Here is a 13,184-nt window from a genome sequence, read left to right on the forward strand (position 1 = left end):
ATGATTCGCTTTGAACAGGTCAGTAAAGCTTATCTGGGAGGACGACAGGCACTGCAAGGGGTAGATTTTCATCTGCGTCCAGCGGAAATGGCGTTCTTGACAGGTCATTCCGGTGCAGGGAAAAGTACTCTGCTGAAACTGATTTGTGGTATCGAGCGCCCCAGTGCTGGCCATATCTGGTTTGGTGGTCATGACATCAGCCGCCTGAAAAATCGCGAAGTGCCATTCTTGCGTCGTCAGATCGGGATGATCTTTCAAGATCACCACCTGCTGTTGGACAGAACGGTCTATGACAATGTTGCCATGCCATTGATTATTGCAGGTGCCAGCACCGAAGATATTCGCCGCAGAGTGTCTGCGGCACTGGATAAAGTGGGGTTATTGGATAAGGCGAAAAACTTCCCTATTCAGCTCTCCGGTGGTGAACAACAGCGTGTTGGTATAGCCAGGGCGGTAGTGAACAAGCCCGCGGTATTACTGGCAGATGAGCCGACCGGTAACCTGGATGATGCATTATCTGAAGGCATTTTGCGTTTGTTTGAAGAGTTTAACCGTGTGGGCGTTACCGTGTTAATGGCAACCCACGACACGTCGTTGATTGCTCGGCGGCGCTACCCGATTCTGACATTAAGTCAGGGGCGTATGTCAGGAGCGCATCATGGCGAATAATAGTGCGCAGAAAGCAAAAACCAAGGCGCTGAAAGGCGGTTGGCGCGAACAGTGGCGTTATTCGTGGGTTAATGCTGTTGCCGATATGATGCGCCAACCGTTGGCAACGTTGTTAACAGTGATGGTGATTGCCATCTCACTGACCCTGCCAAGTGTGTGTTATATCGTGTGGAAGAACGTCAGTCAGGCGGCGGATCAATGGTATCCAACGCCGCAATTGACGGTCTATCTGGATAAAGCGTTAGATGATAACGCGGCTGAAAATGTCGTGACCACACTGAAAGCGGAAGCCGGTGTTGAGAAAGTTAACTATCTATCGCGGGAAGAAGCGATGGGTGAGTTCCGCAACTGGTCTGGTTTTGGCGGTGCGCTGGATATGCTGGAAGAAAACCCGCTGCCCGCAGTTGCCATTATCACGCCTAAGCTAGATTTTCAAAGTTCCGGGACGCTCGATACCCTGCGCGAGCGGGTGAGTAAGGTCGAAGGGGTAGCCGAAGTTCGTATGGATGATAGCTGGTTTGCTCGTTTGGCGGCATTAACCGGCTTGGTCGGGCAAGTTGCGGCCATGATTGGCGTGTTGATGGTGGTAGCTGTATTCCTGGTCATTGGTAACAGTGTGCGTCTGAGTATCTTTAGCCGCCGCGATACTATCAATGTTATGAAACTGATTGGGGCAACCGATGGGTTTATTCTGCGGCCGTTCTTGAACGGTGGCGCGATGCTAGGTTTCGGCGGTGCGGTGTTATCACTAATTCTCTCCGAAGCGCTGGTATGGAAGCTCGGTTCGGTTGTGACACAGGTGGGCACGGTGTTCGGCACCAGCTTTGCGCTACATGGGTTAAGCTGGGATGAATGCCTGTTGTTGGTGTTGATCTCGGCGATGATTGGCTGGATCGCCGCCTGGCTGGCGACGGTTCAACATTTACGCCGATTTACACCGCAGTAAAAAATGTTTGTTATACTCTTTCCCTGCAGTACTTCGATAAAGGCAGGGAAAGGGGCGTTGTTTACCCATTCATACCTTAAGTTTTCCCTGATACGCACAGCGAGTTATCTGCTAAGATCAATAGCTGAAACTGTGATCCAGGCTGAACTTTTATGGCAATGGCCGGTCGAAGAACACAGTGAAATGATAAGGTGTCCAACGCTTGAATCTGCTTAAGCAGGTGCTAAAATATTGGCGTTGAGAGAAATCTGCACTAAACATGCATGCAATGAGAGGGTTTCGAATGACCAAAGAAATGCAAACTTTAGCCTTAGTACCCCAAGGTAGTTTGGAAGCCTATATTCGGGCTGCCAATGCCTATCCAATGCTAACTGCAGAGGAAGAGCGGGAACTGGCTGAACGGCTGCATTACCAGGGCGATCTGGGGGCGGCTAAACAGCTAATCCTGTCTCACCTGCGCTTTGTTGCTCATGTTGCCCGTAACTATTCTGGGTATGGTTTGCCACAGGCTGACCTTATTCAGGAAGGTAATATTGGCTTGATGAAAGCGGTTCGCCGTTTTAACCCTGAAGTTGGGGTGCGTCTGGTGTCTTTCGCAGTACACTGGATCAAAGCAGAAATTCATGAATATGTTCTGCGTAATTGGCGGATTGTTAAAGTTGCGACCACTAAAGCTCAGCGTAAGTTATTCTTTAATCTGCGTAAAACTAAGCAGCGTTTGGGTTGGTTTAACCAAGATGAAGTCGAGCTGGTTGCCAAAGAACTGGGTGTGACCAGTAAAGATGTTCGTGAGATGGAATCACGCATGTCCGCACAGGATATGACTTTCGACCCATCTCCAGATGATGAAGCACGTGATGGCCAATCTATGGCGCCCGTCCTGTATTTGCAGGATAAAACCTCAGACTTTGCAGATGGCATCGAGGAGGATAATTGGGACAATCACGCGGCAGACAAATTATCTTATGCATTGGAAGGCTTGGACGAGCGGAGCCAGCATATTATTCGCGCTCGTTGGCTGGATGATGACAACAAGTCTACATTGCAGGAACTGGCTGATCAGTACGGCGTATCTGCTGAACGGGTTCGTCAGCTTGAAAAAAACGCGATGAAAAAATTACGAATGGCTATTGAAGCCTGATATATCCCTTACACAATTGACATTGCAGTTAACAATATACTGCGGTGTGTAATCAAAAGGGCATATGACGTAACATGAAGGGCGATATTAATAATTAATATCGCCCTTTTTCTTTGTGCATTTTAGCAGATTCTGATTTTTAACTATATGAGCTAAATAATGGCTTAAAAACCTTCCACACACTCGATTCCGACAGTCAGTCGGATTATCTATGGCGTTAACTCCGTAATAATAATTTTCTAAAAAAAACCAAATGCGGCAAAGTACTAAATACGATAAATAATAAAACAAGTAGGCTGGTACTGTTTTTATATTGTTAATTATCCATTGATTTAATGTGCCATATTAAATCACATAAAACATTATAAGTTAATTAATCACTAATAATTTTATTGTGCCATTGTATAATGGTATTTTTAATTATTAACAGTCTATATTTATAACTTAAATGATGTAAATGAAAATTTAATATTGGAGTTTTTTTCAGGATAATAATATGTCAAATGCTGCACGTAGCACTAATAAAAATAATGCCATGCCTATTGGTGGTGAAGATACATCTGTTGAACGGCTTAGAGGGGATGATTCAATAGTTTCTGGTATTGATAATATGGAGTATCGCCATTATGGAGTAACTGATGGCCACGGTATTATTGACGATAATGGCGGTCATTATGGCCATATCCAATTCATTAATATACAAACTAAAAAACTAAGACTACAAAGGTCAGGGAATGATTTAATATTTTGGACCAGAGTGAATGGGAAAGAAAGTTCACGATATAACCTTGTGACAGTTAAGCATCATTTTAGTGATGTTGGTGAAAATAAAGTTGAGTACCTTCTTTTAGATAATAAAAAATATGTTATTGATGATCTGACCCGAAATTTAGTTGGCAGCCAATCCTCATCAGTTGATCTTTTGTCGTCAGCGATCCCGCTGCCTATGTCCAAAGCCAGTAACTTGGTTTTCTCTTTGTCGCTGGATGATGTGACAAACCCTATTACCCATCTTTATCACTCTGGGGAAACATCTGGCTATGGTTTATCTAAAGAACTGGATGTATTAGGGCAACGCTATAACTTTAATATCCGAAAAGAGTCAGATATGACTTTTTGGACTGAAGACAATATGTGGTTATCGGCTGACGGCAAACAGGTATTTCAGCCGAGTAGCCCTATGGGGGATGGGGAGGGCACTGCGTATGAGGAGTTTGTCAGCAGCTTGGACATGAGCATCCCTGGGGCTGAGGAGGAAGGGCACCATAGTTTGGAGTTAGAAGATTGTCCTTCTCAAGGGCAATCTTTTGAGCGCTGGACAGCAGCGAAAATGTTAGTCAAAAAGTACAACTTGGATATGGTTAAAACTTTATCTGTCATTGACGGGGGGAATATGCTCACGGGCCGGCGGGCCAATGGTAAAATTTATGCATTGGTTGGCCGTGATGCGGTAATACAGACTACGCTAAGGCATAACTACCTTGATTCAGAGCGAGTGGCGGCCGAAGTTGAAGCAATGCAAAATAACGGTGAATTCACTTTAAGCCTGGCAAGTGAAGAATCGAGTATCTTTCGGCGGGGATTCGACCCTCAAATTGATTTAATGTTACTGGAAGCTTCAGGATTATTACCAGAGCACCTTGATTATCCTTCCCGTTTATTATTAGCCAAGACTGTACGCGCTAAACTTGAATTAGCAAATATGCGAGATGCATTAACTGATATTCCAGATATTGGTAATGAGATGAATTTATCGATAGAACAGATAGCTGCCGCAAATCATCGTCATCGTGTAGCATATAAAGGCGATAACATACCTGATAATTATGATGAGAAATTGTTGCGTATGTATAAAAGAGATTACTCTGAGCTGAGTGCGATGATGCAACGGTCACCACGATATAGTCATAAGTTAATCAAACAAAAATTACAACATTGGCAGCCGGATATCTCTGCTAAAAATCGCATGATGATCATGCTTAAGAATGCAGGTTTTATTCGTTCATCCCTAAGCGATAAGCAAGTTGAACAGCAGGCTATTCGTTTTCTCGCAATGAATGAAATCTCTAAAGATATTATTGCTGATGAACTGGGTGTGGCTCGTGAAGATTTGGTTATAGTGAGTCAACAGGAGTTTCATATTGATATGTATATGCGTCCATTGTCTGATGGGCGTGTTATGGTTCATGATTATCAGGAGGCGAAAAATTTAGTACAAAAGGTGCTGGACGATCCAAATAGTAAATTGACTGAGCAAAATAAAATTGATTTACAACAAACGATGCTTGAGTTGCAGCAGCTACACCAACAACGTCTTCCTATTAGCAATCTTATTGAGAAACAATTACGAGACTCTGGTCTACAACCTATAAAAACACCGGGTGTTTTCTCTGTGGGAGAAATACAGTTGGGGGCGGTTGATACGGAAGATCATTATATCTTAAAACGTCATGTGAATTATATGAATGGTGTCATGGGGACCAGCCAAAAAGATAATTCGATGTTCTATATTACCAATGCGTCTAGCATCGAACCTCTCAACGACGCAATCTCTGATTGGTTTAAAAATCACATGCCAGGGTTGCAGGTGGAATTTATTGGTAGGGCAAAAATGGGGGAGGGTAATGATTATTATGTTCCTGCTGACTTCAATTTTGCTGAAAGTTTATTGGATCTTAGCGGAGGTTTTGATTGCATTACCCTCCATCACGGCACTGCAACGGAGTTATTAGCTGAAAATATGGCAAGTTTCGCTGGGCAAAATGAAACAGTGGGTAGTGGATCCTCGCCGGATAGCGTGGCTGCTGCAATTTTTACCCGCCCATCATATATGGTAAATAATTATGAGCGGGCTGTTTAATCCGCTACCGCTGCCAGTTCTGCGTGCCACGGCTAAAACCGCAGGCATGCATAAAGCCATCCACAGCTTTACGGTTTGCGCATGCCACCTGATCGTCCTTCAATTGCCAGTGTTTCACTTCCGCTAGCTGACGCAATGTTTCTTCAATGAGATAAAGCCCCACGCCGCGCCGACGCGTCACTTCCCTGACACACAAATCCTCAAGCTCGGCCTGTTGGCCATCGACAATCACTTTCACTGCACCTAATAGACGCTCATTAAATCGCGCAGCGAAGAGCGGCTTGCCGTCATTAATCCATTGCAGCCAATAGGTTTGTTGCTGCTCAGGCCAAATTTTAGCTAAATCGATAAGGTCCTGATGAGTAAGGTTTGTTAAACGTTCAATAGTCAGTTTCATCGTCGATAAACCGCAGAAATGTAAGGGTTATAGGGCTATGGTTTATTGTACTAGATCATAGGTCAGAGAGTTGTGTAAGTTTTTCTGTACGTTCATGGGGGAAAATGTTTTTTCGCTACTGCATTTTCCGAGTTTTAACAGAGTAAATGATCACATAACCAGCACAACTCACTAGCATTTGTGCAAAACCCATTCAATTTAATCCTAATTTTATGCTGTTTACACCGCTTGTTTCTGCTTGTCTTAGTTGATTTGCAGCATAAAACTCCTGTTTAATGGCATGAAAAATAAAGTCTTATTAGAAAAAAGCATCACTTTTGAGACTAAATCATTATTACTTATGAATAAAACGTTACGGCGCTATAAAACGTTAAGACCAACACAACAAGCACGTTCACAATGACAGATGGGGAATTCGCGGATGAAATTAACAAAAGGTAAAATGTTGCTGGCTGGGTGTATAGCAATGGCGATGAGCCATTCTGTGCTGGCGAAAGACATCAAAGTTGCCATTGTTGGCGCGATGTCCGGCCCAGTTGCCCAATACGGTGACATGGAATTTACCGGTGCACGTCAGGCGATTGCTGATATCAATGCCAAAGGCGGAATTAATGGCGATAAGCTGGTCGGTGTGGAATATGATGATGCTTGCGACCCGAAACAAGCCGTAGCTGTCGCCAACAAAGTGATTAACGATGGTATTCGTTACGTTATTGGCCACCTGTGCTCCTCTTCAACTCAGCCTGCTTCAGATATTTATGAAGATGAGGGCGTGATTATGATCACCCCTGCTGCAACCAATGCTGATCTGACTACCCGTGGTTACAAAATGATCATGCGGACCACCGGTCTGGATTCTGACCAAGGCCCAACAGCAGCTAAATATATCCTTGAAACCATCAAACCTAAACGTATCGCTGTGGTACATGATAAGCAGCAATATGGCGAAGGTTTGGCGCGCTCCGTGCGTGAGAGCCTGAAAAAGCAAGGTACAGAACCTGTGCTGTTTGAGGGGGTGACCGCCGGTGATAAAGATTTCTCTACCTTGGTTGCTCGTTTGAAGAAAGAGAATGTTGATTTTGTTTATTTCGGCGGGTACTACCCAGAGATGGGGCAAATCCTGCGTCAGGCTAAGCAAGCTGGCCTGACAGCACGCTTTATGGGCCCAGAGGGCGTGGGTAACTCCTCACTGTCTAACATCGCGGGTGATGCTTCTGAAGGCATGCTGGTAACTTTACCAAAACGTTATGATCAGGTTCCTGTTAACCAACCTATTGTTGATGCGCTGAAAGCGAAGAAACTCGACCCAACCGGCCCATTCGTTTGGACAACTTATGCTGCGCTGCAATCGCTGACTACCGCGATGGAGCGGAGTGGTAGCCAAGAACCTGCTGATTTGGTCAAAGATCTGAAAACTGGTAAGCCGGTGGAAACCGTGATGGGGCCGCTGAACTGGGATGATAAAGGCGATTTGAAAGGGTTTGAATTCGGTATTTTTGAATGGCATGCGGATGGTTCATCAACCGCAGTCAAATAACAATAATATTAGAATCATCAAGTTTTAGGGTTGCTGTTGCAGCAATCCGGCCCCTTTTACCAACTGTATCCCCCCAAGTTTCGGGGGGATTTTTCCTCACTGCGCACAGTAGATTTGGTGCAGTTGGCTAGGGCAGCCAGGCAAGTGAATCAAAGGGTTAGAGTATGTCAGAGCAGTTTCTTTATTTCCTGCAACAGATGTTCAACGGGGTTACGTTGGGCAGCACTTATGCGCTGATCGCCATTGGTTACACCATGGTGTATGGCATTATCGGCATGATCAACTTTGCCCACGGCGAAGTGTATATGATCAGCAGCTACGTCTCCTTTATCGTGATTGCCGCATTGATGATGGTGGGGATTGATGCCAGTTGGTTATTGATAGGCTCTGCTTTTCTCGTCTCAATTGTTATTGCTAGTGCTTATGGCTGGAGTATTGAACGGGTGGCGTATAAACCGGTTCGTAGCTCTAAGCGCTTGATCGCGTTGATCTCGGCGATCGGGATGTCTATCTTCCTGCAAAACTACGTCAGCCTAAATCAAGGCTCGCGGGATCTGGCTCTACCGAGTTTGGTTACTGGTCAGTGGACGTTGGCTGAAACTAATGGCTTTGCCGCAACCATCAGCACCATGCAGTTGACCATTTGGATAGTCACCTTCTTGGCCATGTTGGCGCTGACACTCTTTATCCGTTATTCCCGCATGGGGCGCGCATGCCGAGCCTGTGCTGAAGATTTAAAAATGGCCAGTTTGCTGGGCATTAATACTGACCGAGTTATCTCACTGACTTTTGTTATCGGGGCGCTGATGGCCGCCGTCGCCGGGGTCTTATTGGGGCAGTTTTATGGCGTCATTAACCCATACATCGGCTTTATGGCTGGCATGAAAGCATTTACCGCCGCAGTGTTAGGTGGGATCGGCAGTATTCCGGGTGCGATGATCGGTGGTTTGATTCTGGGTGTGGCCGAAGCATTAACTTCTGCATATCTCAGCACAGAATATAAAGATGCAGTTTCATTTGCGTTGCTGATTGTTGTGTTATTAGTGATGCCTACCGGGATCTTAGGCCGTCCGGAGGTTGAAAAGGTATGAAACAACTCAACTTCCTTAACGCCATTATTTCCAGTTTTGTTTTACTCGTCCTTGCCTCGTTTGTGATGGGATTGCAGCTGCAGTTAGACGGCACCAAGCTTATAGTGCAAGGGGCTTCAGAGGTGCGTTGGTTGTGGATTGGCGCAGCTTGCATCGTAGTATTTTTCTTCCAATTAGTGCGGCCGTTCATCCAGCAAGGGATTAAAAAGGTCTCTGGCCCAGCATGGGTATTACCCAGCTTTGATGGCACCACCCCGCGCCAGAAATTATTGGCGGCTGCGATTATTATTGCTGCAATAGCCTGGCCATTTTTGGTCTCCCGAGGTTCGGTAGATATCGCCACCCTGACACTGATTTACGTCATGCTAGGGCTGGGATTGAATGTTGTGGTCGGGCTATCAGGCTTGCTGGTACTGGGCTACGGTGGTTTTTATGCTATTGGCGCTTATACCTATGCTCTGCTGAATCACTATTACGGTTTGGGTTTCTGGGAGAGTTTACCCCTGGCGGGGATTGTCGCGGCTCTGTCCGGCTTCCTGCTCGGGTTCCCTGTTTTACGCCTACGTGGGGATTATTTGGCGATTGTGACACTGGGCTTCGGTGAAATTGTGCGTATTTTGCTGCTCAATAATACTGAAATTACCGGTGGGCCGAATGGGATTAGCCAAATTCCTAAACCGACACTGTTTGGTTTGGAATTCAGTCGCACCGCGAAAGACGGCGGCTGGGATACTTTCCATAATTTCTTTGGCCTGACGTACGACCCAAGTGACCGCATTATTTTCCTGTATCTGGTGGCGCTGCTGCTGGTAATCCTGACTCTATTTGTGATTAACCGGTTGCTCCGCATGCCGCTGGGCCGGGCTTGGGAAGCATTGCGTGAAGACGAAATTGCTTGCCGCTCATTGGGCCTGAGCCCAACTAAAATCAAGCTGACCGCGTTTACCATCAGTGCTGCTTTTGCCGGTTTTGCGGGCACGCTGTTTGCTGCTCGACAAGGGTTTGTTAGCCCTGAGTCTTTCACTTTTGTAGAATCGGCTTTTGTACTGGCAATCGTGGTATTAGGCGGGATGGGGTCACAGTTCGCTGTTATTCTGGCGGCCGTATTACTAGTGGTTTCGCGTGAATTAATGCGAGATCTCAATGCGTACAGTATGTTGCTGTTGGGTGCATTGATGGTGTTGATGATGATCTGGCGTCCGCAGGGCCTATTACCGATGAAACGGCCACAGTTGAAACTGAAAGTCGCCGATATCAAAGCTAAACAGGGGGAACAAGCATGAATACGCAACCTTTGTTAGCGGTTGAAGGGCTATCGATGCGTTTTGGCGGGTTATTGGCGGTAAATAATGTTGGCCTGAATCTCAATCATGGTGAGATTGTCTCACTGATTGGTCCGAATGGTGCCGGTAAAACCACTATCTTTAACTGCCTGACCGGCTTTTATCGCCCGACAGGTGGCACCATTAAATTGCGTGATCGCCATATTGAAGGGCTACCAGGGCAGGTCATTGCTCGGATGGGGGTGATTCGCACTTTCCAACACGTGCGTTTGTTCCGTGAAATGACGGTGGTTGAGAACTTGCTGGTGGCACAGCATCAGCATCTTAAAAGCGGTGTATTTGCTGGCCTACTGAAAACGCCGGGTTTTCGGCGGGCAGAGGCCGATGCATTGGAACGTGCCGCAACTTGGTTAGAGCGGGTCGGATTATTGGAACTGGCTAACCGCCAGGCAGGAAATCTGGCTTATGGTCAGCAACGGCGTTTAGAAATTGCCCGCTGTATGGTGACCCGCCCTGAGCTATTAATGCTAGATGAACCGGCAGCTGGCCTGAACCCGAAAGAAACTGATGAACTGAATCAATTGATTATGGAACTGCGCGACCAACAGCAAGTTTCTGTATTGCTGATTGAGCATGATATGAAACTGGTGATGGGGATTTCTGATCGTATTTATGTAGTGAATCAGGGAACCCCGTTGGCTCAGGGCTTACCAGCAGAAATCCGTAATAATCCAGATGTGATCCGGGCCTATTTGGGCGAATAACTTATTTTTAAGTAAAAGTATTTTTAGATAAATAAGAAACGGGCGAGGCATAAACATAACATGTTGTCATTTAATAAAGTTTCCGCCCATTACGGCAAAATTCAGGCATTGCATCAGGTTAGTCTGCACATCCAGCAAGGTGAAATTGTTACATTGATTGGCGCCAATGGTGCGGGTAAAACCACTCTGTTGGGCACATTGTGCGGTGAACCGCGAGCTACCGAGGGCCGCATTGTTTTCGGCGAGCAGGATATTACGGACTGGCAAACCGCGCGTATTATGCGTGAGGCGATTGCCATTGTGCCGGAGGGGCGACGGGTATTTTCCCGTATGACAGTTGAAGAGAACCTTGCAATGGGCGGGTTCTTTGCTGATCGTCAGCAATATCAGCAACGTATTGAGCGGGTTTACGACTTATTTCCGCGGCTGTTTGAACGCCGTATTCAGCGTTCTGGCACCATGTCTGGTGGCGAACAACAAATGTTGGCGATTGGACGCGCGTTGATGAGCCAGCCTAAATTGTTATTGTTGGATGAGCCGTCTTTGGGGTTGGCACCGATTATCATTTTACAAATATTCGATACTATTCAACAGCTACGGGAAGAGGGAATGACAATCTTCTTGGTTGAACAGAATGCTAATCAGGCGCTGAAATTGGCTGACCGAGGCTATGTGCTAGAGAATGGGCGTATCGTTCTGGAAGATACCGGTGCTGCCTTGTTGGCGAATGAAGCCGTGCGCTCTGCTTATTTAGGCGGCTAAGTACTTTTTCTTCACATTGCCTGCATCTTAAATAAGGCCCAGATCCGGGCCTTATTACTTATCTAATAAATTTTATGCTAAAGGAATAATAGTAAAATTAAGTGTATCGCTATAACTACCTTTATCGGTGGTATCAGTAGGGTAAAGTCGTATTTTTGGTGACCAACACATTTGTTCCTCCCCCGCGTGATTATCATCTTTCAACTGTATGAATTTTTTATTGAGTGGTAATGAAAAGTCTGTTTTGGCATCTTCGTCACTTTTAAGTGCTACATTATAGTTGATAATGTTATTCCCTTTACTTTCTTTTAATTGAAAATATCGGTTGTTTGGTGCTAACCCATTTATATTACTGGCACTTATCATATAACGGGTGTTTTGTATTCCTATAGCCCGATAGCTGATACAAAAACGATTGCTGGCTGGATGTATCAGTGGGGCATGTAAACCACTGCCACCGGCAGTTTTATCGAGTAGATTATCTAAATCGATACTTTTTAATCGCCATGTTGCGGTAGCTAAACGAAATTTAGGATCAACTTTTAGAGTCGATGGTGCCATATTCGCTTGAGGGTCAAAAGATTCGCATTGGTTTCCTGACGGGCTAAAAGAAACTCCTCTGGATGAAAGTAAAGGATGTTTTTGGTCATTGGAAACAAGCACACCACCAACAGTTGCCCCTATCCTGATATTTTTCAGGGCATTTGCATTAACCGTAAATGATACATGGTAGTGAGTAACGTTAAAGGCACTTGAATTATTTTTAAACTTAATTACTTTAATATTATTGCTCGACCGATCATGGTAAATACCATTAAGAGAAATATCATGTAGGTCTTGTAGCTTAATATTTAAATTTGGTGAGCCATCAGCATTATAAAAATAGAGTGAAAGTAGGGCTTTACGTGAATGTAATGATGTATTTTTCAAGTTAGCATCAGAAATATTGATTAGCTCCTTCCACTTTATACGATGCCCACCCGCATTCAGACCAAACAAGCCATCAATCAGACGTGCTTGAAAAGAAACTTTCACACTGCCATCATCTAATAGTTTTGCTGAGCAGTTAGAGTAGTATTGTGTATAGTCATAAAAATAAGGATTAGCCATCGCGACGGGGTGTAATATTAACAATAATAGTCCCATCAATAGTTTTCTGCTTGTAGTATTCATTTCGTGTCTCTCCATGACAGTCAACGATGAGTATTAGCTGTTCGTTTCAAATATTAATGTCAGCTGCCCGTAATATTTCCCTGCAGTATCTGGTTCGTTGGGAGCCAATGCCGAAATTTGCAATATATAGTCAGTGCCAACCGAATGAGTTGTTCCCTTATCTATGATGAATACTTCGGGAATAGCTGATAGTGGCTGTAAAGTTGCGTGGTCACGCCCCCAGCGTATTTCTGCCGGAGAGAATGCCACTTCCTGCGCACCAGAATTATTCGCCTGACGTACCAGTATCAATGGGTTTTTAACTGAAACTCGGAACCCCTCTTGCCGCCGTAGCTTTACTGTTACAGGAACTTCAGATTGATAAATCTTATGATTTTCCAGGCTAGGATTAAGTTTAATATTGTCATACCAACCGCCCTGTGGTTTTTCTACTTCGATTCTGGGCTGTGCGGTAATGTCTAATTTGACGTTAATATCCCCTAGAGGTATTGGAATACCTTCTGAAGCTGCTTGCCAGGGCAGCAATAGTAATATGGCTGCTATCTTTATCATGTTCATAAT

At 45.2% G+C, this 13,184-nt stretch carries 12 protein-coding genes; 9 read left to right on the forward strand and 3 right to left on the reverse strand.

All coding sequences use genetic code 11. The features are described 5' to 3' along the window. From ftsE to DXZ79_RS20860, 4 genes are all read left to right on the forward strand, one after another. Window positions 1-669 (forward strand): cell division ATP-binding protein FtsE, encoded by a 669-nt coding sequence (ftsE, locus tag DXZ79_RS01220; RefSeq protein WP_004391337.1) that lies wholly within the window; start codon window positions 1-3, stop codon window positions 667-669. Then, on the forward strand, window positions 659-1,615 hold the full coding sequence (gene ftsX / locus DXZ79_RS01225) for a permease-like cell division protein FtsX (RefSeq protein ID WP_050292295.1): 957 nt from the start codon (window positions 659-661) through the stop codon (window positions 1,613-1,615). The genes ftsE and ftsX overlap by 11 nt, the downstream gene beginning before the upstream one ends. 283 nt (window positions 1,616-1,898) lie before the next feature. Next, window positions 1,899-2,756 carry an RNA polymerase sigma factor RpoH gene (gene rpoH / locus DXZ79_RS01230; RefSeq protein WP_004391342.1) on the forward strand — a complete coding sequence of 286 codons (858 nt, stop codon included), beginning with the start codon at window positions 1,899-1,901 and terminating at the stop codon, window positions 2,754-2,756. Window positions 2,757-3,252: 496 nt separating this feature from the next. Continuing rightward, window positions 3,253-5,616 carry a hypothetical protein gene (locus DXZ79_RS20860; protein ID WP_230852365.1) on the forward strand — a complete coding sequence of 788 codons (2,364 nt, stop codon included), beginning with the start codon at window positions 3,253-3,255 and terminating at the stop codon, window positions 5,614-5,616. A gap of 4 nt (window positions 5,617-5,620) precedes the next feature. Here the strand turns inward: DXZ79_RS20860 and panM are convergent, their stop codons facing one another. Beyond that, the gene (gene panM / locus DXZ79_RS01245; protein WP_050292293.1) at window positions 5,621-6,013 is read right to left on the reverse strand and encodes an aspartate 1-decarboxylase autocleavage activator PanM; all 393 of its coding nucleotides are present in this window, start codon (window positions 6,011-6,013) and stop codon (window positions 5,621-5,623) included. Between the two features lie 421 nt (window positions 6,014-6,434). On the opposite strand from panM, the gene DXZ79_RS01250 reads away from it, so the two are divergent. The 5 genes from DXZ79_RS01250 (at window position 6,435) to livF (ending at window position 11,450) form a co-directional block, all read left to right on the forward strand. Next, a complete protein-coding gene (locus tag DXZ79_RS01250) occupies window positions 6,435-7,550 on the forward strand; it encodes a branched-chain amino acid ABC transporter substrate-binding protein (protein ID WP_038638286.1) in 1,116 nt (371 codons plus the stop codon). A gap of 164 nt (window positions 7,551-7,714) precedes the next feature. Further along, window positions 7,715-8,641, forward strand: a complete 927-nt coding sequence (livH, locus tag DXZ79_RS01255; RefSeq protein WP_004391347.1) for a high-affinity branched-chain amino acid ABC transporter permease LivH — start codon at window positions 7,715-7,717, stop codon at window positions 8,639-8,641. Further along, on the forward strand, window positions 8,638-9,924 hold the full coding sequence (locus DXZ79_RS01260; RefSeq protein ID WP_038638289.1) for a high-affinity branched-chain amino acid ABC transporter permease LivM: 1,287 nt from the start codon (window positions 8,638-8,640) through the stop codon (window positions 9,922-9,924). The genes livH and DXZ79_RS01260 overlap by 4 nt, the downstream gene beginning before the upstream one ends. Further along, entirely contained in the window at window positions 9,921-10,688 is a 768-nt protein-coding gene (gene livG, locus DXZ79_RS01265) for a high-affinity branched-chain amino acid ABC transporter ATP-binding protein LivG (RefSeq protein ID WP_038638292.1), read from the forward strand. Before DXZ79_RS01260 ends, livG begins: the two co-directional genes overlap by 4 nt. Before the next feature lie 60 nt (window positions 10,689-10,748). After that, the gene (gene livF / locus DXZ79_RS01270; RefSeq protein WP_038638294.1) at window positions 10,749-11,450 is read left to right on the forward strand and encodes a high-affinity branched-chain amino acid ABC transporter ATP-binding protein LivF; all 702 of its coding nucleotides are present in this window, start codon (window positions 10,749-10,751) and stop codon (window positions 11,448-11,450) included. Between the two features lie 72 nt (window positions 11,451-11,522). Here the strand turns inward: livF and DXZ79_RS01275 are convergent, their stop codons facing one another. Both DXZ79_RS01275 and DXZ79_RS01280 read right to left on the reverse strand, forming a co-directional pair. Then, window positions 11,523-12,623 carry a hypothetical protein gene (locus DXZ79_RS01275; protein ID WP_038638297.1) on the reverse strand — a complete coding sequence of 367 codons (1,101 nt, stop codon included), beginning with the start codon at window positions 12,621-12,623 and terminating at the stop codon, window positions 11,523-11,525. Window positions 12,624-12,656: 33 nt separating this feature from the next. Continuing rightward, window positions 12,657-13,181 carry a hypothetical protein gene (locus tag DXZ79_RS01280; RefSeq protein WP_038638300.1) on the reverse strand — a complete coding sequence of 175 codons (525 nt, stop codon included), beginning with the start codon at window positions 13,179-13,181 and terminating at the stop codon, window positions 12,657-12,659. Window positions 13,182-13,184 lie beyond the last annotated feature (3 nt).

Source organism: Yersinia rochesterensis, assembly GCF_003600645.1.
GTDB lineage: Bacteria > Pseudomonadota > Gammaproteobacteria > Enterobacterales > Enterobacteriaceae > Yersinia > Yersinia rochesterensis.